General features: G+C 67.7%; 22 protein-coding genes. 5 read left to right on the forward strand and 17 right to left on the reverse strand.

All coding sequences use genetic code 11. The features are described 5' to 3' along the window. The 8 genes from ACFPUZ_RS02840 to ACFPUZ_RS02875 form a co-directional block, all read right to left on the reverse strand. Entirely contained in the window at positions 1-591 is a 591-nt protein-coding gene (locus ACFPUZ_RS02840; RefSeq protein ID WP_376999674.1) for a type IV toxin-antitoxin system AbiEi family antitoxin domain-containing protein, read from the reverse strand. A 77-nt stretch (positions 592-668) separates the two neighbouring features. Next, on the reverse strand, positions 669-875 hold the full coding sequence (locus ACFPUZ_RS02845; RefSeq protein WP_376999676.1) for a DUF2283 domain-containing protein: 207 nt from the start codon (positions 873-875) through the stop codon (positions 669-671). A gap of 139 nt (positions 876-1,014) precedes the next feature. Then, a complete protein-coding gene (locus tag ACFPUZ_RS02850) occupies positions 1,015-2,604 on the reverse strand; it encodes a flavin-containing monooxygenase (RefSeq protein ID WP_376999678.1) in 1,590 nt (529 codons plus the stop codon). Continuing rightward, positions 2,601-3,482, reverse strand: coding sequence for an alpha/beta hydrolase (locus tag ACFPUZ_RS02855; RefSeq protein ID WP_376999680.1), 882 nt, complete (start codon positions 3,480-3,482; stop codon positions 2,601-2,603). The genes ACFPUZ_RS02850 and ACFPUZ_RS02855 overlap by 4 nt, the downstream gene beginning before the upstream one ends. A gap of 126 nt (positions 3,483-3,608) precedes the next feature. After that, complete coding sequence (locus ACFPUZ_RS02860) at positions 3,609-4,547, reverse strand: AraC family transcriptional regulator (RefSeq protein WP_376999682.1); 939 nt, start codon at positions 4,545-4,547, stop codon at positions 3,609-3,611. A gap of 94 nt (positions 4,548-4,641) precedes the next feature. After that, positions 4,642-6,108, reverse strand: a complete 1,467-nt coding sequence (locus tag ACFPUZ_RS02865; RefSeq protein ID WP_376999684.1) for an aldehyde dehydrogenase family protein — start codon at positions 6,106-6,108, stop codon at positions 4,642-4,644. A 21-nt stretch (positions 6,109-6,129) separates the two neighbouring features. Continuing rightward, complete coding sequence (locus ACFPUZ_RS02870; RefSeq protein ID WP_376999686.1) at positions 6,130-7,248, reverse strand: NAD(P)-dependent alcohol dehydrogenase; 1,119 nt, start codon at positions 7,246-7,248, stop codon at positions 6,130-6,132. Between the two features lie 139 nt (positions 7,249-7,387). Beyond that, entirely contained in the window at positions 7,388-8,356 is a 969-nt protein-coding gene (locus tag ACFPUZ_RS02875) for an AraC family transcriptional regulator (RefSeq protein ID WP_376999688.1), read from the reverse strand. 73 nt (positions 8,357-8,429) lie between these two features. Here ACFPUZ_RS02875 and ACFPUZ_RS02880 point away from each other — a divergent pair, with 73 nt between their 5' ends. Continuing rightward, complete coding sequence (locus tag ACFPUZ_RS02880; protein ID WP_376999690.1) at positions 8,430-10,424, forward strand: LuxR C-terminal-related transcriptional regulator; 1,995 nt, start codon at positions 8,430-8,432, stop codon at positions 10,422-10,424. A gap of 108 nt (positions 10,425-10,532) precedes the next feature. Here ACFPUZ_RS02880 and ACFPUZ_RS02885 read toward each other — a convergent pair whose 3' ends face one another. Genes ACFPUZ_RS02885 through pcaH form a run of 6 tightly spaced genes read right to left on the reverse strand, consistent with a single transcriptional unit; the run spans position 10,533 to position 15,838 of the window. Then, entirely contained in the window at positions 10,533-11,831 is a 1,299-nt protein-coding gene (locus ACFPUZ_RS02885; RefSeq protein WP_376999692.1) for an MFS transporter, read from the reverse strand. After that, complete coding sequence (locus ACFPUZ_RS02890; RefSeq protein WP_376999694.1) at positions 11,832-13,025, reverse strand: 4-hydroxybenzoate 3-monooxygenase; 1,194 nt, start codon at positions 13,023-13,025, stop codon at positions 11,832-11,834. After that, on the reverse strand, positions 13,022-13,426 hold the full coding sequence (pcaC, locus tag ACFPUZ_RS02895; protein WP_376999696.1) for a 4-carboxymuconolactone decarboxylase: 405 nt from the start codon (positions 13,424-13,426) through the stop codon (positions 13,022-13,024). Before pcaC ends, ACFPUZ_RS02890 begins: the two co-directional genes overlap by 4 nt. Beyond that, complete coding sequence (pcaB, locus tag ACFPUZ_RS02900; RefSeq protein ID WP_376999969.1) at positions 13,423-14,541, reverse strand: 3-carboxy-cis,cis-muconate cycloisomerase; 1,119 nt, start codon at positions 14,539-14,541, stop codon at positions 13,423-13,425. The genes pcaC and pcaB overlap by 4 nt, the downstream gene beginning before the upstream one ends. Before the next feature lies 1 nt (position 14,542). After that, complete coding sequence (pcaG, locus tag ACFPUZ_RS02905; protein WP_376999698.1) at positions 14,543-15,130, reverse strand: protocatechuate 3,4-dioxygenase subunit alpha; 588 nt, start codon at positions 15,128-15,130, stop codon at positions 14,543-14,545. A gap of 15 nt (positions 15,131-15,145) precedes the next feature. After that, positions 15,146-15,838, reverse strand: coding sequence for a protocatechuate 3,4-dioxygenase subunit beta (gene pcaH, locus ACFPUZ_RS02910; RefSeq protein ID WP_376999700.1), 693 nt, complete (start codon positions 15,836-15,838; stop codon positions 15,146-15,148). Positions 15,839-16,192: 354 nt separating this feature from the next. Between pcaH and ACFPUZ_RS02915 the strand changes: the two genes are divergently transcribed. Together ACFPUZ_RS02915 and ACFPUZ_RS02920 are read left to right on the forward strand one after the other, a co-directional pair. Further along, the gene (locus tag ACFPUZ_RS02915) at positions 16,193-16,444 is read left to right on the forward strand and encodes a hypothetical protein (protein WP_376999702.1); all 252 of its coding nucleotides are present in this window, start codon (positions 16,193-16,195) and stop codon (positions 16,442-16,444) included. 115 nt (positions 16,445-16,559) lie between these two features. Further along, entirely contained in the window at positions 16,560-17,873 is a 1,314-nt protein-coding gene (locus ACFPUZ_RS02920; RefSeq protein WP_376999704.1) for an MFS transporter, read from the forward strand. 6 nt (positions 17,874-17,879) lie between these two features. Here the strand turns inward: ACFPUZ_RS02920 and ACFPUZ_RS02925 are convergent, their stop codons facing one another. The 3 genes from ACFPUZ_RS02925 to catA all read right to left on the reverse strand — a co-directional run bounded on the left by ACFPUZ_RS02925 (position 17,880) and on the right by catA (position 20,308). After that, the gene (locus tag ACFPUZ_RS02925) at positions 17,880-18,116 is read right to left on the reverse strand and encodes a muconolactone Delta-isomerase family protein (protein ID WP_376999706.1); all 237 of its coding nucleotides are present in this window, start codon (positions 18,114-18,116) and stop codon (positions 17,880-17,882) included. A 133-nt stretch (positions 18,117-18,249) separates the two neighbouring features. Next, entirely contained in the window at positions 18,250-19,371 is a 1,122-nt protein-coding gene (locus ACFPUZ_RS02930; protein ID WP_376999708.1) for a muconate/chloromuconate family cycloisomerase, read from the reverse strand. 67 nt (positions 19,372-19,438) lie between these two features. Continuing rightward, positions 19,439-20,308: a catechol 1,2-dioxygenase gene (gene catA / locus ACFPUZ_RS02935; RefSeq protein WP_376999709.1), complete on the reverse strand. Its 870-nt coding sequence runs from the start codon at positions 20,306-20,308 to the stop codon at positions 19,439-19,441. 658 nt (positions 20,309-20,966) lie between these two features. Here catA and benA point away from each other — a divergent pair. Continuing rightward, positions 20,967-22,448: a benzoate 1,2-dioxygenase large subunit gene (gene benA, locus ACFPUZ_RS02940; RefSeq protein WP_376999711.1), complete on the forward strand. Its 1,482-nt coding sequence runs from the start codon at positions 20,967-20,969 to the stop codon at positions 22,446-22,448. A gap of 34 nt (positions 22,449-22,482) precedes the next feature. Next, a complete protein-coding gene (gene benB, locus ACFPUZ_RS02945; protein ID WP_376999713.1) occupies positions 22,483-22,989 on the forward strand; it encodes a benzoate 1,2-dioxygenase small subunit in 507 nt (168 codons plus the stop codon). Positions 22,990-22,993 lie beyond the last annotated feature (4 nt).

The following is a 22,993-nucleotide window of genomic DNA, read 5'->3' on the forward strand; positions in this document are numbered from 1 at the left end:
TCACAAGAGGACCTCCAAATAGTTGGTCACCACCCCTCCGATACCCAGCTTCGTGGCGTAGACGTCGAGGACGTCCAACCGTTTGTCGGGCCTGCGAACATAGCCCTGCAGTGCTGCAGTGAAGATCTGGCCCTCAATCCGAGACCTCGACCTGATGATGTCGCACATCGTTCGCTCGAGATCGTAACAAGGGATGTCGTTTCCTTCAGGGCTGCGCATCGGCACCTTGCCCGTATCGTGAAGGTCTGGCCTGATGTAGTGGACCTTCACACCGTCAGCCGCGAGGGTGCTGGCGTTGTATCCGGCGGGCACGGTCACGGTGAGTGCAGTCGGTTCGCGATCAGTGAGATCGTGCAGCAACAGCGCCGATTCGTGGGAGAACACCACCTTGCCGGAACGAAGTGCCAGGACGTGCATGTCATCAATCCACGCGTCATCACTTGCGTACACCCCTTTGACCACGCGCTGCAGTCCGTGACGTCGCGCGAAGGCATAGACGGTAGGAGCGCTCACCCCGAGCGCGAGAGCGTCAGAGACCACCAGCATGCCCGCTCGGTCGAGCAAGCCTTGCAGCTTCTCGGTGGCATCCACGACAGGGCCCCTTAATGTCCATGCTCATTTCCGGTCCAATATAAGCATAAACATTAAGGGGCCAGGCCGAAAGCCCCCTACCCCTCCAACGCCTCCGGCCGGAGCAACTCCCGGGCGCCGTCGAACTCGATGCCGATGATGCGGCCGGAGGCGTCAAGGTCGAAGATGACCTCGCCGTTCATGCCTTGAAAAGCAAGCCCGCCGATGACGCGGTGGGTGCGTTGCGCCGGCGGGCCGAGGGTGAGGTAGGCGGAGTTGGCCGTGGTATCGAAGGTGAGATCCATGGCTCCACGGTAGCCGGGGGAAGGGGCCGGCACTGGCCTCTAACGCAGTGCCGGACCGAGGGAGGCGCAAAAAGGGTGCGAGACACCGGCCCTTGCGGGGCAGTATCTCGCACCTTTTCATGTGCGCAGGTAGAGGCCCCTACGCGAACTCGAAAGCCGGGTAGTGGTTCTCCGCCTGCTCGTCGAGCAGCTTGTCGAAGGCCCCGACACCACCCAGGTAGGGAAGAACTACCCGAGGCTTGCCCTCAATGTTGGCTCCGGTGTACCAGGACTCCGTTCGTGGGAACAGCGTCTGGTGCGACACCTCCTCTGCATGGGTGCACCAGTCGGTTTCCGCCTGCGCGCTGACCTCGACGGTGCTTGTCCCCTGCCCTTCGGAGGCGGCGATGAGGCCGGCGATGAACTCGACGTGCTGTTCGATCGTCACGAACATGTTGCTGTTCACGGAGGGGCTCAAGGGCCCCGTGATGGTGAACATGTTGGGGAAGCCATGGACCATGACCCCCATGAAGCTCGCCGGATAGTCAGCCCACCGTTCGTTGAGCACTCGTCCGTCTCGACCGCGGATGTCGATACGGCTCAGGGCACCGGTAATGGCGTCGAAACCGGTGGCCAGGACGATGTCATCGACCTCGATGTGCTCGCCATCGACGACGAATCCCGTGGCGTCGACCCGCTCCAGCGGATTCTCCAGCAGATCGACCAGTTCCACGTTGGGTTGGTTGAAGGTCTCGTAGTAGTCGGTGTCGATGCACATCCGTCGTGTGGCGAGGAAGTAGCTGCGGGGGATCAACTTCTCAGCTGTCGCCTGGTCTGTGACTCTTTCCCGGATTCGCTCCGCGACGAAGTCCACCGCATGCGCGTTGGCCTCCTCGGACACCACGATGTCGTTGAAGCTGTTGGCGAAGCGCATCGGGCTGCCGTAGTCGTAGTTCGCCCGGAAGACGCTCTCCCGGGTGTGAGCATCAACTTCCACGGCGCTGCGCGGATCGCTCTTGGTGTCCACTCCCAGTGGCGAGCTGCGCGCCCGGCGTCGGAAATCGGCGTAGGAGCTCTTCACCTCGGACTGTTCGGCATCGCTCAGCGGACGATTGTGGGCGGGGATGGAGAAGCTCGGGGTGCGCTGCAGAACGTAGAGGCGCTCCGCCTGCTCCGCGATCTTCGGCACCATCTGGATCCCGGTCGACCCGGTACCGATGAGGGCGACCCGCCGTCCGGTGAAGTCAACACCCCCCTGGGGCCAGGACGCGCTTTTGAGCACGTGGCCCTCGAAGTCTTCGAGCCCCTCGATCCTGGGGTCCTTGGGAGCGGACAGCACTCCGGTGGCCATCACCACATACTTGGCCTCCAGAATCCGCTCGTCAGAGGTGGTGAGCCTCCAACGCTGGGTATCCTCCACAAACTCTGCGCTATCGATCGACGTGTTGAGCGAGATGTCCCGATGCAGGTCGAAGCGCTCCGCCACGTGTTCGAGGTAGGCGAGGATCTCGGGTTGGGAGGCGTATTTCTCCGTCCACTTCCACTCCTGCTGAAGGGCTTCATCGAAGGAGTAGGAGTAGTCGAGGCTCTCAATGTCGCATCGGCACCCCGGGTAGCGGTTCCAGTACCAGGTTCCTCCGACTCCGGCCGCCCGGTCGACGATGTGGACATCGAGCCCCTGCTTCCGCAGGGTGTGGAGCATGTACAGGCCGGCGACCCCGGCCCCGATGATGATGACGTCCTTGTTCACTTGGCCACCACACTGACAGCGCGTCGGATCTGGTCGGACACCACGTCCAACACCTCCTGCGCTTCGTCCAGGGCGAACCAGAACATGCACCAGTCGTGCACCATGCCCTGCCACACTCGCACGTCCACGTCGCCGTGATCTGCAAGGCGGAGGGCATCGTCGAGAAGAATTTCGCGGGAGCCGACATGAACATGGACCGGCGGCAGCCCGGAGAGATCGGCGCACAGCGGCGACGCTGCGGGGTCACGAGGATCTGCCCCGTCGAGATAGATGCGCGCGGCATTGCGGAGCCCCTCAGCCGTGAGTATCGGATCCTCGGCGGCCTTGGTCTCGATACTGCCCCCGGAGCAACTCAGGTCTGTCCACGGAGACAGGAGCACCGTTACCGCAGGCAGGAGTTCGCCCCGGTCCTTCAGGTGTGCCAGCAACGACAGCGAGAGTCCGCCGCCCGCGGAATCACCCACGACCGCGACGTTCTTAGCCCCCATCTCCTGAGCCAGGGCCAGGAAGGCACTGCGTGCGTCATCGATGGCGGCAGGGAACACCGCCTCCGGAGCCAACCGGTAATCGATGGCGTACACAGGCATCTGCAGGCTGACCGCCAATGCCGCGACCACGCTCAGGTAATCGCGGGCCGATCCGGCGATGTAGGCACCACCGTGGACATACATCACTCCCGACGAAAATTCGGCACCCTCCGGCGTTACCCGGATCGCCGACACGCCGCCGAGCTCACGTTCCTCAACGCTCACGCTGTCCGGAACAGGCAGGCTCTGGAGCATCGCGGCGAAGTCCGCGCGTGCCTTCTCCGGCGGATCCCCGAAATCCGGCCCGCCTTCCGCGGCGGCCAGGAGGGCCTCGAGCTGCTGAATACTCATGGTCAACCCACTTCCCACTGTGTTTCAGATCACTGTTGTGAACTGCTGAGACCACTGTCTCACCCACACTCAGGGCGACGATTGCATCCGAGTGCACGAGCAATGGACGCCCAGCGCACCGAGAATTCAGGAGGAGCCGCGTCGATAAGCCCCCGGAGGGAGACCGAACTCGGCTTTGAACGCACGGTTGAAATGCGAGGCGTCCGTGTATCCGGACAGGCGCGCGGCCTCAAGGACAGGTATCTCGGGGCGGGAAAGCAGCAGGTCACGCGCATGGGCGAGCCGGAGTTCGCGGACGACGGCCCCCACAGAGGTGTCAACCGCCGCGAACAGGCTGTGCAGCGTCCGCTTGGACAGATAGTTCTCTGCTGCGATCCGGCCGGGAGAAAGGTCCTCATCCATGATGTGCCGGCCGATCCACGCGGTGATCTCTGCCCGCTGGGCCCTGCGCTGGCGTTCGACCTCCGAGAGCGTGTCTCCGAGCGAGGCGGTGAACATCATGCCCAGCATGTCCGTGAGCGCTCTGCCGATGAGATGGCGCTGCGGGCCGCCCACCTCCTCGAATCCGGAGGCGAGGCCCGAGAACATCGGGACCACCAGACGGGCAGGGCCGTCGTCCGGCGTGAAACGGACCGCCCGGAACTCTTGCATCCCCTCCCCGACGATCCGCATGCGCGACATCGGCATCTTGACAATGAGGCATTCGAAACCGCTCTCAGCCACTACCTGATAGGGAATCGAGGTGTCATGAACCGCCAGTTGCCCCTCCGACACGAGTGCCTCCCGCCCCTCCTGGCGCACGGTCGCGTTCCCTTTGAGGGGGTAGTACAGCTTCAGCGACGAAGAGCCGTGGAGCGCATGGCCCCCGTAGGAGACTTCGTGGGCGCTCGCCTGCACGTAGGAAACAAGGATGTCATCGATGTTCCGGGCTTCCAGGGAACCAGAGAATTGCTTCCTGGTGTCCGTGGTGATCTCCACCGGAGTGAAGGCCCGGGAAACGGCGGCCGTGAAGTCCTGCACATCCGCAAAGAGGTGCGCGGGGGCACGAGAGGTGTGGGAGTTCATCACTCATCTCCTATGTCAGGGTGGCGGAAACGCCAGCGGCCCAGATACCGGATCGGGGCATCTGGGCGCACGGCGGGGGGCGTCGATAAGCGAGTTAGAACGGGAACTGCGCCTCGCCGGGGGCGACGCCGACCCAGTGCTCGGTGGTGAAGGCGTCGATGGCCCATTCGCCATTGAAGCGGCCGAGGCCGGAGTTCTTCTCGCCGCCGAACATGACGTGGGCCTCGTCGTTGACGGTGATGTCGTTGACGTGGGTCATACCCGCCTCGATGCGGCGGGCGAAGCGCACGCCGCGGGTGAGGTCGCGGGTGTAGACGGCGGAGGAGAGTCCGAATTCGGTGTCGTTAGCCAGCTCGAGGGCGTGCTCCTCGCTGTCGGCCTTGATGATGCCGACGACGGGGCCGAAAATTTCCTCGCGGAACAGTTCCATGTCGGGGGTGACGTCGGCGAAGACGTGCGGGGCGACGACGCGGCCTTCGATGGGACCGGAGACGAGCTCGCGGGCGCCCTCGGCGCGGGCCTTGTCGATCTTGGCGGTGACGGACTGCACCTGCTGGTCATTGATGAGCGGCCCGACGATGGTGCCCGGGTCGAGCTGATCGCCGAAGGTCAGCCCCTGCACGCGCGCGGCGAACTTCTCGACGAACTCGTCGTACACCGGAGCCTGCACGATGATGCGGTTGACGGCCATGCAGATCTGTCCCTGATGGAGGAACTTGCCCAGGGTGGCGCCGCCGACGGCCTGGTCGAGGTCGGCGTCGTCAAGCACGACGAGCGGGGCGTTGCCGCCGAGCTCGAGAGAGACCTTCTTCATGCGCCTGCCGCCGACGGCCTTGACGCCGACGTTCTGGCCGACCGGGGTGGAGCCGGTGAAGGAGATGAGCGAGGGGACGTCGTGCTCGACGAAGTAGTCGCCGATCTCCGCGCCCGCGCCGACGACGATGCCCAGCACGCCCTGCGGCAGGCCAGCGGCCTCAAAGATCCTGCCCAGGACCAGGCCGCCGACGAGCGGGGTGTCCGAGGCTGGCTTGAGTACCACGGCGTTGCCGCAGGCCAGGGCCGGTGCCACGGAGCGCATGGAGAGGGCGAAGGGGAAGTTCCACGGGCTGATGACACCGACCACGCCGAGCGGCTCACGGAACACGAGGTTCGTCTTGCCGGGGGTGTTCGAGGGGAGGATCTGGCCGGTGATGCGCGTCGGGAACTGCGCGGCCTCGCGGAGCGACCCGATCGCCAGGCCGGTCTCGATGCTCGCCTTCGCGATCGTCGACGCCGATTCCGCCTGGATGAGCGCCACGACGGCGTCGAAATTCTCCTCGATGAAATCCGCGGCCTTGTTCATCACGGCGGCGCGGTCCTTCGGCGCCAGCTCCGCCCACGCGGGCTGTCGCTGCTTCGCGACGTCATAGGCCTTATCGACGTCCGCCTGCGAGGCCTGCCGGATCGTCGCGATGACCTCGTCGTTGTAGGGGTTGACGGTGGAGGCTTCGCGCTCGGAGGTGCCCGCGGTCCAGCCGTCGATGAAGAGCTGCTCGGAGATGAGGTGGGAGTAGTCGGTCATGATGTTCTCGTTTCTGGAGTGTCAGATGTCGGAGACTCGGAGGACGGCCTTGATGGTGCCGCCCTCGTGGGCGTCGTGGATGGCCTGGTCGATGTCGTCGAAGTCGTAGAGTGTGACCAGACGGTCGAAGGGGAATCGCCCGGCCTGGTAGAGCTTGATCAGCCCCGGGATGAGTTCCTGGCTGGTGGAGGAGCCGCCGAGGGTGCCCACGATCGTCTTGCCGAACAGGGTGCGCATGTGGTCGAGGGAGAAGCGAGCCTCGGCGGGCGCCCCGCCGACGAGGATGACGGTGCCCAGCAGCCCGACGGCATCCGCCGCCTGCTCGATGACCTTGATGTTGCCGGTGCAGTCGACGACGTAGTCTGCGGCGCCGCCGCAGATCTCCGCGATGGCTTCCAGCATGTCGGTGTCGCGCGAGTTGATGGTGTGGGTGGCGCCGAGTTCCTGCGCCAGCTCCAGGCGATTGTCCTGCAGGTCGACGGCCACGATGGTGGCGGCCGGGGTGTTGCGGGCGGCCATGACGGCGGCCAGACCGACCGCGCCCGCGCCAACGATGACGACCGATTCCCCGGGGCTGGGGCGCGCGGTGTTGAAGATCGCCCCGGCGCCGGTGGTGATACCGCACGCGAGCGGCCCGAGCAGCGCCAGATCCACATTCTTGTCCACCTTCACCAGCGCGTTCGCGCGTGTCAGGGAATAGGTGGCGAAGGAGGACTGGCCGAAGAAGTGCCCGGACAGCGGGCTGCCGTCCGCGCGGGAGTAGGCGGAGCTGCCCGCCTCGGGCCCGTGCAGGCGCACGCCGGCCAGCAGTTCCGGGCCGATGTTGAGGCAGTAGCGGTGCTGGCCGCGGAGGCAGTTGCGGCAGGTTCCGCAGTAGGGCCACCCCATGATGACGTGGTCGCCCGGCGCGACGCTGTCCACGCCGTCGCCGACCGCTTCGACCACCCCGGAGCCCTCGTGCCCGAGAACTCCAGGCAGGGGTAGGGGCATGTCGCCGCCCTGGGTGTTGAGGTCTGTGTGGCACACGCCCGTGGCCACGACCCGGACGAGCACCTCCCCGGGTCCGGGATCAGCGAGCGCGAGTTTCTCACGGACGAAGGGGGCGTTGATGGAGTCCACGACGTAGGCGTCGATCTGCATGATGGTGTCCTTGTGTCTGTCGGGGCCCCGCCACAAACGGGGCGTGTGACACACATCCTGCCAATAGTGATGTGGAGCACTCTAGGACTGGAGTGCAGGAGTTCTGGACTGGGCGTGCAGGCACGCTCGATGAGCTACCTCATGCCCCCGCCGCCCGGAACTCCCGCGGCGACATCCCGAACTCCTGCTTGAACACCCGGGAGAAATACGAGGGATCGGAGAAGCCGGACCACCGGCCCACTTCCGCGAGCGCCCAGGTGGGGTGGAGGACGAGCAGCTCCCGCGCCCGCTCCAGGCGTGCGGCGCGCACCACGGCCCCCACGGTGGTGTCCACCTCCGCGAACAGGGCGTGCAGGGCACGGGTGGACATGAAGTGGGTGGCGGCGATGCGGCCCGGGGAGAGGTCGGCGTCGAGAAGATGATCACGAATCCAGCCCTCGATGTCCTCCCGCTGGCGTGCCCGCTGCACGTCGGGCCCCTCGGCGGCCGACCCGAGCGCGGAGCTGAACAGCATGGTGAGCAGGTCGACGGTGCTGCGCACGATCTGCCGACCCTGCCCGCGGACCATCTCCTCGAAACCCCCGCTCAGGCCCTGCAGATATGGCAGCACCAGGCGCCCCGCCCCCTCCCCGGAGGTGAAACGCGCGGCGCTGAGGTCGGAATACCCGGCACCGAGGGTGAGCAGGCGGGACTTCGGCACGACCATGATGAGGCTGTCGAAACCCGTCTCCGTCCAGATCTGGTACGGCTGCATGGAATCGTGCACGCCCAGCTGCCCGGCCTCCACCGTCTGCTCGCGCCCCTCCTGCCGGATGACGGCGGTACCGGAGGCGACGTAGTAGATCTTCAGCGCCGAGTCCGCCGCGTCGACGGTGCCCTGGTAGTCCACCTCGTGGCCGCTGACGTCGACGGTCGACAGCACGACGCCGTCCAGCTCGTGCGCGCTCAACGACGCCCGGAAACCCCGCCGCCCCGGCTTATCGACGACCTCGACATTCGCCTGCCGACCCCCGCCATCGTGGAACACCGGGCGGTAGACCCGGGTGATGCTCTGCGCGAACACCCCGGCGTCGTCGAAGGAGGCGCGCTGCAACTCCGACCGTGCCATGTCGCCTCCTTCCGGATCATGTGTGCGTACAGTCTAGGGGCCCACCGCCGCCGCTGGTAGCGTCGAACCCACCATGACCTCCCAGTATCTGCGGCACATCCACCGTCGCCTGCTCCTCCGCGCGGCCCTGCACGTCACGGCTGCGGAGGCGGGTGTGGTGCTGCTCATCTCCGGGCCGGAGGGGGCGGACCGGAAGGGTGCCCTGGAGGCGGTCATCGCGCGGCTGGGCGCGCAGAACCAGCACCGGGTGGCGCTGTTTCCGTGGAATCGGGACGAGCCCGGCGCGCTCGCCTCGCTCCTGCCCACTCCCCTGGCGGACACGGTGGTCGTCGTCGATGATCTCCAGCACGCCGACGAGCGTTCCCTGCGCCAGCTCATTTCGACGGCGCGGCACCCGGAATCGACGGTGTCGGTCATCGCCACGGTCGACGGGCCGGGTCTCGATCACCTGGCCACCGAGGTCCTCCACCTGCCGCCGTTGACGCTGGCGGAGACCGCCGGGTATCTCCACGCCGTCACGGGCCGGCGCGTCCCGGTGGCGATGGTCGAGCAGATCCACGCGGAGACCGGGGGTCGTCCCGGGGCGATGACCGCGCTGCTCGCGGCGCTGCCGGAGGGGGCGTTGCGGCGGGGCGTCGATAAGCGGGACCATCTGGCGCTGGCCCGCGAGCTGACGGTCGCCGGCGAACTGCCCACCGCCGAGCTCCACCTCAACGAATGCTCCCCCGACCAGGACCCGGCTGAGCAGGACAGCCTGCGCGGCTACCTCGCGCTCAATCGCGGCCTGCGCCGCCGCGCGCACGAGTACCTCGCCGATCCCGGCCCGGAGCCCCGCCACCGCGTGCGCAGCGTGCTGCTCTCCCTGGCGGACTGGGATCTGCCTGCCCTGCAGGCCAAGGCCTCCACCCTGCTTATCGACGAAGCCCGTATCCTCGGGCTCGTCGCCGACGCCGCCCTGTCCGGCCGGATGCCCGCCATCGACATCCACCCCACCACTGCGCTGGACACACAGCGCCTGGCGATGGTCCACGGCTGGCTGGCGCTGACGTTCGATGACCCCCTCACCGCGCGCGAACGCCTCCAGCACCTGCCGGGGCAGTCGGTGATCACGGGCGTGTGGCAGGACGCGTGGCTCTCCCGCACCCTCTACGTGCTCGGCGAATGGACCACCGCGGCGCGCGTCGTCGAACGCGGACTGGCCACCAGCGAGGCCCACGGCATGGAGCTGCTCGAGCCGATGCTCCTGTGGACCGGCGCGCAGATCGCCGCCATGCAGGGCGATGACCTGCTCGCCCGCTCCTACCTCCAGCGGATGACGGTGAGTGAGGACGCCTTCCTCCTGCAGTCCCTGCCTGCGGCGATGGGGCGGATGATCGTCGCCGCCAACTCCGCCGACCTCCCCGCTGCCCTGCGCGCCGGCGCCCAACTGGCGCGCACCGTCTCCTCCACCGACACCCAGCACCCCGGCTTCTGGCCCTGGGAGGACGTCTACGCGCAGACCCTCCTCCGGGCGGGGCGTATCGACGCCGCCGACGAGCTCATCACCGCCACCGAGGCCCGCCACTCCCCCTCCGGCCTCGTCTCCCTCCGGGCGAAGAACGCCGTGCCCCGGGCGACGATCCAGATCCAGCGCGGCGACGTCAGCGCCGGGTTGCGCACCTTCGAGGAGGCGGTCGAGGCCATTCTGGACACCCCCATGCCCGCCTATCAGTCGCGCATCCTCTTCGAGTACGGCAAGGTGCTGCGCCGGCACGGGCGCCGCCAGCGGGCCGACGAGATTCTCTCCCACGCTGCGGAGATCTTCGCGCAGATGGGCGCGAATGTCATGGTGGAGCGCTGTGCCGCGGAGCGTCGCGTCGGTGGCGTCGGAGTGGCGCCCCGCACCAATCCGCACGGGCTGACCCCCCAGGAAGAGCAGATCGCCGCGCTCGTCGCCGAGGGGGCGACGAACGCGGCGGTGGCGCGCGAGCTGTCACTGTCCACGAAGACCGTGGAGTATCACCTCACGCGGGTGTACCGGAAGCTCGGGGTGCGGACGCGGCAGGAGCTGCGCGAGCGGCTCGGCTAAGGCATATCACCCGAGGCACAGCTTGGCAGGTAGAGGTCGAGTAGCCCGGGGCTGCGGGTCCGGGGCTACTCGACCTATACCTGGGGAGATATACCTGGGGTGATATGCCTACCGGCGGTAGAGCGGTCGTGTCAGCGAGAAGATGAGCGCGCCCGCCAGGCCGACGGCCGCGTAGGCGAAGAAGCCCCACGGATGCGCCAGGCCCAGGCTGATGAGCAGCCCACCGAGCATCGGGCCGGAGATCGCGCCGAGGCGACCGATGCCCGCGGAGAAGCCCATCGCGGTGGCGCGCATGTTGGACGGGTGGTTCTCGCCGACGAAGGCGTAGACGAGGTTCTGCGAGGAGAACACAAACACACCGGTGGTGAACACGATCGCGTACAGCGCGAGCAGCGGCAGCTTGATGGCCATGAGCGCGAGGAAGAGCGCGGAGAGCACGAACCACAGGATGCCGGTGCGGCGCGGCGAGTGGGTGTCGGAGACCCGACCCGCGATGAGCAGGCCGACGACGGCGCCGACGTTGAGCACCAGCAGGAAGCCCAGGGAGTTGCCCAGGTCGTAGTCGGCGGCACGCATGATCTGCGGCAGCCAGGTGTTGAGTCCGTAGACCAGCAGCAGGCCCATGAAGGACGTGGCCCACACGGCGAGGGAGTTGCGGCGGTACTTCGGCGCCAGGACGGAGGCCAGGGCGCTGCGCTGCTTGTCGGCCTGGGCGGCCTGCGCGGCGGATCGGTCGAGCTCGTCGGACAGCTCCATGCCGTAGCGTGCGGCGATCTCCTCGGCCTCGGCGATACGGCCCTTGGCCAGGAGGTACTGCGGGGACTCCGGCAGGAGGAAGTACATGATCGGGGCGAGGATGAGACCCGGGACAGCTCCGACGATGAACAGGGAGTGCCAGCCGAAGGGGGCGATCATGACGATGGCCAGGAGCGCGGTGAGCACGGCGCCGACGTGGTAGCCGGTCATGACGGTGGTGGTGGAGGATCCGGCCTTGGCGCGCCCGCGGAACTCGGTGACCATGGAGATCGCGGTGGGCAGACAGCCGCCCAGGCCGACGCCGGCGAAGAAGCGCAGGACCATGAGCATCCCGACGGAGCCGGCGAAGCCCATCGCGAGGGTGAGCAGGGAGAAGGCGAAGACGGAGACGATCATCACCCAGCGGCGGCCGAGCTTGTCGGTGAGGGTGCCGATCGCCAGGGCGCCGATCGTCATGCCGACGAGGCCGGCGGTGACGATCTGGGTGCCTTCACCCGGGGTGACCTGCCAGGTGGGGTCCTCGATCATGGAGGGCAGGACGGCGCCGATGACGACCATGTCGAAGCCGTCGAGAAGCACGGCGATCCACAGCAGGAGGGTGACGGTGAACGTGGAGCGGACCGCTGCGGGAGCCTTGGTGGCGGTGGACATTTATACCTCGAACTTCGGGAGGTCGAGGCCGACGTACTGCTGCGCCAGGTAGGTGCGGCCGGCTTCGGTGGACAGGACGGAGCGCAGTTCTGCGCGGGATCGCTCGGTCTGGAAGTACTCCTGGCCGGGCACGGTGTGCAGCATGGAGGACATCCAGTAGGAGAAGTGCTGGGCCTTCCACACGCGCGGGACGGCGAGGGAGGAGTAGGCGTCGAGAAGATCGGTGTTGTTCTTCTTGATCGCGCGCGCCAGGGCCGGGGCGAGGACGGAGACGTCCGCGACGGCGAGGTTGAGACCCTTCGCGCCGGTGGGCGGCACGGTGTGGGCGGCGTCGCCGGCGAGAAAGAGGCGGCCGCGCTGCATGGGGTCGGTGACGGCGGAACGGAAACGCAGGACGGCCTTGTCGAAGATCTCGCCCTCGGCCACGCGCAGGTCATCGGTGGAGACGCGCTTGTGCAGCTCCTCCCAGATGCGCTCGTCGGACCACATGTCGACGGTGTCTTCGGGGTTGCACTGCAGGTAGTAGCGCTGGATCTCCGGGGTGCGGGTGGAGATGAGGGCGAAGCCGTGCTCGGAGTTGGCGTAGATGAGCTCCTTCTGCGTCTGCGGCGCGTGCACAAGGATGCCGAACCACGCGTAGGGGTACTCGTGGCGGGCGCGCACGGCGCCGGGCAGCTCGGTGATGAGTGCGCGGCGCGGGGAGGCGGAGCCGTCGCCGGCCATGACGTAGTCGGCGGTGAGCTGCTGCTCCTGGCCGTCCTTCGTGGTGTAGAAGACGGTGACCTGGTCGCCGTCGTAGCCGGCGACGTCGGTGACCTCGGTCTCGAAGTGGATGGTCTGGCCGGCGGCGAGACGCGCGGCGATGAAGTCCTTGAGGTACTCGTGCTGCGGGTAGACGGCCATGTGGTGGCCGGTGAGACCCGCAAGGTCGATGCGGGTGCGCTCGCCGTCGATGGCCAGCTCGATGGCGTCATCGATGTCGGCTTCGGCGTCCATGCGCTCGCCGACACCGGTCTCGCGCATGAGGTTCATGGTGCCCTGCTCGAGGACGCCGGCGCGGACGGTCTCCTCGACGTCCGCGCGGGAGCGGGACTCGAAGATGACGGACTCGATGCCGTAGTTGTGGTGGAGCAGGTGGGCCAGGGTGAGACCGGCGGGGCCGGCGCCGATGATGGCTACGGGTGTGTGGGTCACGGGAGTTCTCCTTCGAGGTCGGCGACGGCGCTCTGCAGGAGCTTGAAGCCGTGGTTGGAATTGGGGACGCCGGCGTAGACGGCGGTGTGGAGCAGGACCTCTCCGATGAGGTCGGAGTCGACGCCCGCGCGCAGCGCCGCGCGGATGTGCATGTCCAGTTCGCCGTCGTTGCCCACGGCGGTGAGGATCGCGATGGTGAGAAGGCGGCGCTGCGTGTGGTCGATACCCTCGCGGTTCCACACGTCACCCCACGCGGTGCGGGTGATGAAGTCCTGGAACTTCTCCGTCACCGGGGTCTGCTTGGCGACGGCCGCATCCACGTGCGCGTCCCCCAGCACCGCGCGGCGGTTGCGCATTCCGGTGTCAAAGGCCGCTGCGCGGCCCTCGTCGTAGGTGCTCACTGGCTTACTCCTTCCAGGATGAGGTCGGTGATCTCGGCGGCGTGTCCGGTGTTGTCACCGGTCAGACGCTGCGCCATGGTCTCGGTGTGCACGCGCAGCCCGTCGAGGCTGGCGTGCAGGCGGTTGACTGCGGAGGCCGTGGTGGCGAACATCTCGCGGATGGTCTGCCACTCGGCGTGCCAGCTGCCGGTCCCCCGCTGCCAGCGGCAGTCGAGGGTGTCCAGCAGGGTGGCCGCCAGCCCCGGGGTGCGCCGGGCGTAGCCGTCGCAGGCCACGGCGGAGGCCGGGTTGGCCTTGTGCGGCATGGAGGAGGATCCGCCCGGGGTGGCTTCCGCGAGCTCGGCGATCTCCGTGGCGGAGGAGGCGATGATGTCGCCCGCGATCTTCCGCGCGGCCCCGGCCACCTGCGCGGCGGCCAACCCGACGCTGACCAGCGGAAGGCGGTTGGTGTGCCACACCAGCGGGCGGGACGCCAGGCCCAGGTCCGCGGCGAGGCGGTCATGGATCTCGATGCCGAACGGATGCGTGTCGGCGAGGTTGCCGGTGGCCCCGGCGTACTGCACCGGCAGCGCCTCCAGCGTGTCGCCGAGGTGGCGGGCGGAGGTGCGCACGGCCTCGAGCCAGCCCGCGGCGATGACGCCGAACGTGGTGGGCAGGGCCTGCTGGCCGAGGGTGCGGCCCATGACGGGGGTGTCGCGGTGGGTGGTGGCCAGCTGGGTGAGCAGGGCCTCCACTTCGTCGAGAAGCCCGTCGAGCGCACGCCCGGCTCGGCGCAGGCAGAGCACGAGGGCGGTGTCGATGGCGTCCTGGCTGGTCGCGCCGACGTGGACCCCGGCGGGGCTCCCGGCGCGCTTCTTCAGCTCCGCGACGATGGGGATCGTCGGGTTGCCCCCGGCAGCCGAGGCTGCGGCGACGGTCTCGACGTCGAGTTCGAAGGAATCGAGCGCCGCGTGGGCGTCGCGGGCCGCCTCCGGGGTGATGTGCCCGGTCTCGGCGGCGGCGTCGGCCAGCGCGCCCTCGAACTCCAGGATGGCGGAGAGGAAGGCGTGGTCGGAGAGGTGCCCGTGGACGGCCACCTCGCCGGAGGCGACGTCACTGTAGGTGTTGCGGCTCAGGTCAGACACGGAAGAAGGGGGTCTCCTTCTCCGGATCCGCGTGCTGCATGACGATGGTCTTCCGGTAACCACCGTCCACTTGCTCGGCGATGAGGAGCTCGCGGCGCGGGGCGTCGACAAGCGCGAGCACCGGGTCGGAGCTGTTGTCCTGCTCCGGGAAGTACAGGCGGGTGTAGAGGCGCTCGAGCATGCCGCGGGCGAAGACGCCGACCTTGAGGTGCGGGGCCTCGTCCTCGCTCGCCCCCGGCACGAGGGTGGTGAAGGTGACCGAACCGGTCTCGTCGCACATGCCGCGGCCCAGGCCGCGGAAGCCCTCGTGCTCGGTGGTGTTGTAGGTGCCGTCGGGGCGCGACTGCCAGATCTCGATCATGGCGTCCGCGATCGGGTCGCCGTTGCCGTCGAGGACCGTGAAGGTGACGTCGACGGTGTCGCCCTCCGCGGCGATGATCTCCGCGCCCTCGAGGGTGAGGCCGATGTGCACGTAGGGGCCGACCGTCTGGGAGGGGGTGATGCCGAAGCCAGCCTCGTCCTGGTCGCGGATGTCGGAGACCGGGTAACGGAATTCGCCCGTCTTGTGGGTGTCAATCATGATGCTGGTCGCTTCCTACTCGAAGGGGGTGGCGTTCTTGCCGCGGAGGACGATGTCGAACTTGTAGCCCAGGGCGTAGTTCGGGCGGGTCTCGTCGTAGTCGAAGACGGCGATCATGCGCTCGCGGGCGCCGGCCGGCACCGAGTTGTAGATCGGGTCCTGGAAGAACATCGGGTCACCGGGGAAGTACATCTGCGTGACGAGGCGCTCGACGAACTGGCGGCCGTAGAGGGAGAAGTGGATGTGGGCGGGGCGCCAGGCGTTGTGATGGTTACCCCACGGGTACATGCCGGGCATGACGGTGAGGAAGTTGTAGTGACCATTCTCGTCGGTCATGGTGCGGGCGACGCCGTTGAAGTGCGGGTCGAGCGGGGCGGGCCAGGAATCGTTCTTGTGGCGGTAGCGCCCGGCGGCGTTGGCCTGCCAGGCCTCGACGAGGGTGTGCGGCACGGGCTTGCCATCCCAGCCGAGGACCCGGCCGTGGACGAAGATGCGCTGGCCGATGGCCTCGCCGCCGTTGGCCTGGGTCATGTCGTTGTCGATACCGCCGAGGTCGCGGTCCCCGAGGACGGGGCCCGAGCTTTCGCCGAGGCGCTCCGGGACCATGATGAGGTCATTGCTCGGGTTGCGCTTGATGGTGGTGCGGTACTCGGGGAAGTGCAGCGGGGCGAAGAAGCCGTCGGTGGCGGCGTTGAGTGGTGTGCTCATGGGGGTGGTCCTCCTGCTTGACCTTATGAGGTGATGAGAACCACATTAGAGACCTGGTTCACATACTGGCAAGGGGTTCGCACTGCGAACGGGCGTGAATGGAATGAAAAGTCAGTGGCCAGCGGGTTCCCTGCAGTGCGGCGAGCCAGGGGTTAGTTAGGGGTGTGCGCCAGGGGCGCTGGAGGGCGCGTGAGGCGGCCACATGGGACGGCCGCCGCGCAAGAGGCCGAGCGGGGGTAATCAATGTGACCCACGCCACCCCCACACATGCACGCGGTCCTACTCCATCACTATCCTCGGCCCCAGCAAGTTGACTTCACTTTCCTTACCGCTCTACCCGCCCGAGGAGGCACCATGTTCCGCAAGTCCATCGTCGCAGTCGCCACCACCGCCCTCATCCTGGGCGGCACCACCGCCACCGCGAATGCACAGTCGGCAGCTCCGTACCCGAGCTCCCTCGTCCCGGTCCACCCGGGCATCGTGCAGACCGTGCACAACCTGACCCACCTGCCCTCCGACCAGATCCACGCCGGACTGCAGATCGCCGCTTCCTGGGCAGCCTGGAACTTCGGCTCCGCCGTCCTCCACGGCGGCTCCTCCCTCTAAACCCCCGCGATCTACTCCCCGCCCTCCGTTCTCTCGGGCGGGGAGTACCCGATTCTCCACCCGAACATGAATACAATTGAGGGTTCCTCCGGCGGCTGACGTAGTCTCACCGGTCGTGGACATCCGACACCTCATCGACACCTCCCGCATGAGCACCTACCAGTGGTTCATCATCGGGCTCGCCGCCTTCCTCAACGCCCTCGACGGCTACGACCTCGTCGCCATGGCGTTCACCTCCTCCGCCGTCTCCGAGGAATTCGCCCTCCGCGGCGCCCCCCTCGGCTGGCTGCTCTCGGCGGCGCTTATCGGCATCGGACTCGGATCCCTCTTCCTCGCGCCCCTCGCCGACCGCTACGGACGCAAGACCCTCATCCTCGCCGCCCTGGCCATCGACCTCCTCGGGCTGAGCATGTCCGCCGTGGCGGACTCCTTCACCGAACTTCTCCTGTGGCGCGTGATCACCGGCATCGGCGTCGGCGGCATCCTCGCGTGCGTGACGGTCGTCGTCTCGGAGTTCTCCAACCTGCGCTTCCGCGGGCTGGCCATCTCCATCTACTCCGCCGGCTACGGCCTCGGCGCCTCCCTCTGCGGCGTGCTCGCCGCCCAGCTCATCCCCGTCCACGGGTGGCGCTCCATCTTCGCCATCGGGGCGGCGCTGACCGCCGCCTCGCTGCTCATCACCGTCATCGCCCTGCCCGAATCCGTCGACCACCTGCGCAACCGCGGCGAAATCGCCCAGGTGCGGGCCGTCGCGCGGCGCATCGGCATCGTCGAGGAGTTCGAGGTGAACCAGGGGGGCGTCGAGAAGCACACCGCGAGCATCGCGGAACTCTTCCGCGGACCGCTGCGCGGCACGACGATCCGCCTGTGGATCGCGTTCTCCCTCATCACCGCCGGGTTCCAGTTCGCCAACCAGTGGACCCCGAAGCTGCTCACCGAGTACGGACTCTCCGCCCAGCAGGGCATCATCGGCGGCATCATGCTCTCCTTCGGCGGCACCCTCGGCTCGCTGCTGTTCGGCTCGCTGACCACGCGTATCGACGCCCGCCGCGTCCTCACCATCTTCAGCATCCTCTCCGCCGTCGTCCTCGTCGGCTTCGTCAGCGCCGCCGCGTGGCCGACCCTCATGTTCGCCCTCGGCGTCGGCGTGGGCATGCTGCTCAACGGCTGTATCACCGGCATGTACACCGTCACCCCGCAGGCCTACCCCGCGCAGCTGCGCACCACGGGCGTGGGCTCCGCCATCGGCATCGCCCGCGGCGGCGCCGTCCTGGCGCCCATCGTCGTCGGCTACCTTCTCGACGCCGGCTGGTCCCCCACCGCCCTCTACTCCGCGGCCGCCCTCCTCGTCGGCGCCACCGCCCTCGTGCTGCGCGGGGTGCGGGCCCACACCGCGCCGGTGGCGGATCAGGAAAGCGTGCGCGTGTAGGAGAAGTCAGTCCCCCACCAGGGGTTCCACCGTCACCTCCAGCCAGGGGTCCAGGGGCAGGGCGGAGATGAGCTGGTGGGGGTCGGGGGCGTCGATGAGAAGGACCCACGTCCAGCCGCCGGGGATGCGCCAGGCCTCCCCCTGCCATGTCGCGAGGAGATCGCGGGTGCGCTGGATGAGGTCGGCGCGGACCTCGGGATCCATGTCGAGGGGCAGGCGGGCGTGCAGGCGGATCAACCACATGGTGGTGAGGATAGCCGAAGGCCCCCCTTGCGTTGGCACGTGAAGTTTCCGCCTACGAGGCGTTTCACCAGGTCACGGAGTGTGACGGGTGGGGTTCACGTGCCAACCCAAGGGGGGCCAGGGCCGGGGCGGACTACTTACGGGTGAAGCTCTCGATCTTCTCCCAGTCGGGCTCGAGGCCCAGGCCCGGGCCCGTGGGGAGGGTGACCACGCCGTCGGCGTAGACGAGGTCCTCGGTGGTGTAGGACTCGCGGAGCAGCATCGGCCCGAAGAGCTCCGAACCGTAGGAGATCGCCTTAGTGGAGCAGGCGAAATGCAGGGACGCGGCGGTACCGAAGGGCCCCTCGAGGGAGGTGGCGCCGTGGCAGGCCAGGCCCGCGGCCTCGGCGATGGCGGCCGTCTTCTTCGACTCGAGGAGGCCACCGAGCTTGGTGGTCTTCACCGCGATGACGTCGGCGGCCTCCTCGCGGACCACGGCGAGGGCGTCGGCCGGGGAGCACACCGATTCGTCGGCCATGACGGGCACGCCGATGCGGCGGGTGATCTCGCGGAGGGTGGCCAGGTCGTGGGCCGGGGTGGGCTGCTCGAAGAGTTCGACGCCGGCGTCGGCAAGCACGGGGAGGTACTTGAGGGCGGTGATGCGGTCCCAGCGGGCGTTGACGTCGATGCGCAGGCCGACCTTTCCGTCGAGCTCGCGCGCCAGCTCGGCGATGCGGGCGGTGTCGACGGCCGGGTCTCCCGAGCCCATCTTCAGCTTGAAGGAGGTGTGGCCGTGGGAGGCGATGCGCTCCTCGATCTCGGCGACGGCCTCGGCCAGCGGCAGGACGCCGAGGGCCCAGGTGACCTCGATGTCATCGCGGACGCGGCCGCCGAGAAGGTCGCGGACCGGGATATCCAGGGCGCGGGCCCAGGCGTCGTGCATGGCGATGTCACAGGCGGCCTTGGCGAAACGCATGTTGGCCACGGAGCGCTCGAAATCCGCCATGATGCCGGCCAGGTCGGACACCGGGCGACCGACCATGATGGGGGCGAGGTGGCCGTCGATGATGACCTTCATGGTCTCGGCGGATTCGCCACCCCACCACGGGCCGCCGGGGACGACGCCCTCGCCGAAGCCGGTGACCCCGCCCTCCAGGACGACGGAGACGAGCAGGATGGGCTGGGCGGTCGCGGTGTAGGTGGCGAAGCCGTGGGGGCGGAAGAGGGGGACGTCGAGAAGCCGGGTCTCCACCCGGGCGATGTTGAGATCAGACACGGAATACTCCATCTATAAGGGGAAAAGCCCCACGCCCGAGGGGACGTGGGGCCGGTCAAGGAAAAGTCTAGTCTTCCTTGTCGAGGGCGAAGTTGTACGTGACTTCCTGGACACCCTCGGCGTTGGGCTGCGGGCTGAGCATGAGCTCCGGCTTCACGGCGGTGGCGACATCGTTGTCGACCCACTCGCCACCCTCGAAGTAGAGCTGGGTGGTGATTTCGCGGTAGCCCGGGTGCTTGACCATGAGGTGCAGGTGGGCCGGGCGCCACGGGTGGCCGCCGTAGGAGTCGATGAACCAGCCGGTCGGGCCGTCGGCCGGGATCTGGTACGGGGCCGGGAACAGGGTGGTGATCTCGAACTCGCCGTTCTCGTTGGTGCGGATGGTGCCGCGCAGGTTCCACTCCGGGATGCCCGGGGCGAACTGTGCGTACAGGCCCTCCTCGTCGGCGTGCCACAGCTCGATGGTGGCGCCGTTCAGGCCCTGACCCTCGACGTCGGTGACCTGCCCCTTGAAGATGAGGGACTCGGCGGCCTTGTCCTGCTCGCGCATCGGCATCTCGGCCTGCCACGGCAGCTCCGGGGAGTTCGGCACGTAGTAGGGGCCCTCGATGGAACCCTTGGTGCCGGTGTAGTCGTTGCGGTTGTAGTTGATCTCCTCGATCTCGTGCTCGACGAAGACGTCCAGCCACAGCGGCCACTCGCCGTACTCGCCGACCTGGATCATCCAGTTCTTCAGGACGCGGTACTCGTCGTAGGTGACCTGGTGCTTGTGGGCGACCTCGGCGATGGCGGCCAGCAGATCGGTGTAGATCGCGTTGGCGCGCTCCTTGGAGGTGTCGGACTTGACGGACTCGCCCTTGAACTTGTCGGTGGCGGCGTTGCCGGAACCCTTGGCGGTGGGGTCACCGTCGTGGGTGGAGAGGTTCTCGAAGGACATGGAGACTCCTGAAAGTGTGGTGGTGATGGGGGAACAACGAAGAGGGGGGTCCAGCGTCCCGCGGTTCGGGTGAACTGCTCGCTGGTGTGCCTTCACTGTGTCCCACCTCACCTGGCCGGCGCAAGGACTTTCGGGTGGGGATTTCCTTCAGTGCCCTGGGCCGCGCGTGGGCAAGGTGACGTTTCCGCTGCTCAGGAGGGGCGCCAGCCCGGCGCGCACCACGCCCCGCACGCACCCCCCTGGCCGAAGCCTAGGTACTACCCTCAGGGTTTCCAGGCCTTGCGCCGCACAATTCCACCCCCGACCACCCCCGCCACAGCGCCACACACCCGCCGACGCCCGCCACAACACGCCCCACCCGTGTCCCGAAAACGCAGCTGAGAGCCCTTTTATCCGATTTACGCACCCAAAAGTTCACCCCCTCCGGCCAACCCCGCCCCCGAGAATGGCCTGCCGCGCCCCCGGAGACCATCCCCGCAGGTGGCCACCATCCAACGAACACCGCCACACCCCAGTGAACGGTATCCCCCTAACAACCCCTAGGCGTTCCCCCGATGTGGCGCGTCGCACACCCGGCCCATGATGGGTCCCGTCACACGTCCCTCCCCCCGGACCCACCGGGGCAACCCGGGCCCCCCGGAAGATCGGAGTCCCCATCATGACCACCGCCACCCGCGAGATCCTGTCCCGCGCACTGGAGAACCGCCCCGACGAGGGCATCGTCCGCGTCAACCGCGAGATCTTCACCGACCAGGAGATCTTCGACCTCGAGATGAAGTACATCTTCGAAGGCAACTGGATCTTCCTCGCCCACGAATCTCAGATCCCCGAGGTCGGTGACTACTTCACCACCAACATCGGCCGCCAGCCCGTGGTGATCACCCGCGGCAAGGACGGCGAGCTCAACTGCCTCATCAACGCCTGCTCCCACCGCGGCGCCATGCTCTGCCGCAAGAAGGTGGACAACCGCACCACCCTGACCTGCCCCTTCCACGGGTGGACCTTCTCCAACGACGGCACCCTGCTCAAGGTCAAGGACGAGAAGGACGGCGGATACCCCGAGCAGTTCAACACCGACGGCTCCCACAACCTGCGCCGCGTGCCCAAGTTCGAGTCCTACCGCGGCTTCCTCTTCGGCTCCCTCAACGACGATGTCGCGCCGCTCGACGAGCACCTGGGCGACGCCCGCGTCATCCTCGACATGCTCGTCGACCAGTCCCCCGAGGGCCTCGAGGTGCTCAAGGGCACCTCCACCTACACCTTCGACGGCAACTGGAAGCTGCAGGCGGAGAACGGCGCAGACGGCTACCACGTCTCCTCCACCCACTGGAACTACGCGGCCACCACCTCCCGCCGCTCCACCGGCGAGTCCAAGAACGAGACCAAGGCCATGGACGCCGGCAAGTGGGGCGAGCAGGGCGGCGGCTACTTCTCCTTCCCCAACGGCCACCTCGTCCTGTGGACCGACTGGGCCAACCCGGAGGACCGCCCCATGTACGACCGTCTCGACGAGCTCAAGGAGCTGCACGGCGAGGCCCGCGGCAACTTCATGGTCGGCGCCTCCCGCAACCTGTGCCTCTACCCGAACGTCTACATCATGGACCAGTTCTCCACCCAGATCCGCCGCCTCGAGCCGATCGCCGTGGACAAGACCGAGGTCTCCATCTGGTGCATCGCCCCGAAGGGTGAGTCCGGCAAGTCCCGCGCCACGCGCATCCGCCAGTACGAGGACTTCTTCAACGCCACCGGCATGGCCACCCCGGACGACCTGGAGGAGTTCCGCTCCTGCCAGAAGACCTACCAGGCCTCGTCCTTCCCGTGGAACGACATGACCCGCGGCCTGCACCAGCAGGTCGAGGGCCTCAACGACAAGGCCTCCGAGCTGGGCCTGACCTCCGTGCTGTCCTCCGGCGCCAAGACCGAGGACGAGGGCCTCTACCCCATCCAGCACTCCTACTGGGAGAACGTCATGGAGCGCGCCGTCGAGGCCGAGGAGGCCGCCGGTGACACCAAGCACGTCATCGACGACCGCGCCTCCGCCCAGGCCACCGCCGAGTTCGCCAAGGCCCGCGCCGCCGCCCGTCTCGCCGCCAAGGGTGACGCCCCCGCCGCCCGCCGTCGTCGCCGCACCCGCGGTTAATCCCCCACCCCGCCACCTCTTCAAGGAGCACCACATGACCACCGCACTCTCCACGATCACCCGCACCGAGATCGAGGACTTCATCTACCTGGAGAACCGCCTGCTCGACGACCGCAAGTTCGAGGAGTGGCTCGAGCTCTACCGCGAAGACGCCGAGTACTGGATGCCGGCGTGGGACGTCGACGACACCCTCACCACCGACCCGCAGCGCGAGATCTCCCTCATCTACTACCCCAACCGCGGTGGCCTGGAGGACCGTGTCTTCCGCATCCGCACCGAGCGTTCCTCCGCCACCTCCATCCCGGAGCCGCGGACCGGCCACTACGCCACCAACGTGGAGATCCTCGAGCGTCGCGACGGCGAGGTCGACGTCCGCTACAACTGGATCTCCTACTACTTCCGCTACAACACCACCGACCACTACTTCGGCACCACGTGGCTGACCCTCGACGTCAGCGGGGAGAGCCCGTTGATCACCAAGAAGAAGATCGTGCTGAAGAACGACTTCATCCACCACGTCGTCGACATCTACCAGGTCTAGGAGG

The sequence above is a fragment of the Corynebacterium nasicanis genome, from assembly GCF_042658165.1.
Classification (GTDB): Bacteria; Actinomycetota; Actinomycetes; order Mycobacteriales; family Mycobacteriaceae; genus Corynebacterium; species Corynebacterium nasicanis.

Coding starts and splice junctions, on each gene's coding strand:
- ACFPUZ_RS02845 (WP_376999676.1), bottom strand. CDS start 875: ATGGATCTCACCTTCGATACCACGGCCAACTCCGCCTACCTCACCCTC.
- ACFPUZ_RS02855 (WP_376999680.1), bottom strand. CDS start 3,482: ATGAGTATTCAGCAGCTCGAGGCCCTCCTGGCCGCCGCGGAAGGCGGG.
- ACFPUZ_RS02860 (WP_376999682.1), bottom strand. CDS start 4,547: ATGAACTCCCACACCTCTCGTGCCCCCGCGCACCTCTTTGCGGATGTG.
- ACFPUZ_RS02865 (WP_376999684.1), bottom strand. CDS start 6,108: ATGACCGACTACTCCCACCTCATCTCCGAGCAGCTCTTCATCGACGGC.
- ACFPUZ_RS02870 (WP_376999686.1), bottom strand. CDS start 7,248: ATGCAGATCGACGCCTACGTCGTGGACTCCATCAACGCCCCCTTCGTC.
- ACFPUZ_RS02875 (WP_376999688.1), bottom strand. CDS start 8,356: ATGGCACGGTCGGAGTTGCAGCGCGCCTCCTTCGACGACGCCGGGGTG.
- ACFPUZ_RS02880 (WP_376999690.1), top strand. CDS start 8,430: ATGACCTCCCAGTATCTGCGGCACATCCACCGTCGCCTGCTCCTCCGC.
- ACFPUZ_RS02885 (WP_376999692.1), bottom strand. CDS start 11,831: ATGTCCACCGCCACCAAGGCTCCCGCAGCGGTCCGCTCCACGTTCACC.
- pcaG (WP_376999698.1), bottom strand. CDS start 15,130: ATGATTGACACCCACAAGACGGGCGAATTCCGTTACCCGGTCTCCGAC.
- pcaH (WP_376999700.1), bottom strand. CDS start 15,838: ATGAGCACACCACTCAACGCCGCCACCGACGGCTTCTTCGCCCCGCTG.
- ACFPUZ_RS02915 (WP_376999702.1), top strand. CDS start 16,193: ATGTTCCGCAAGTCCATCGTCGCAGTCGCCACCACCGCCCTCATCCTG.
- ACFPUZ_RS02925 (WP_376999706.1), bottom strand. CDS start 18,116: ATGTGGTTGATCCGCCTGCACGCCCGCCTGCCCCTCGACATGGATCCC.
- catA (WP_376999709.1), bottom strand. CDS start 20,308: ATGTCCTTCGAGAACCTCTCCACCCACGACGGTGACCCCACCGCCAAG.
- benA (WP_376999711.1), top strand. CDS start 20,967: ATGACCACCGCCACCCGCGAGATCCTGTCCCGCGCACTGGAGAACCGC.
- benB (WP_376999713.1), top strand. CDS start 22,483: ATGACCACCGCACTCTCCACGATCACCCGCACCGAGATCGAGGACTTC.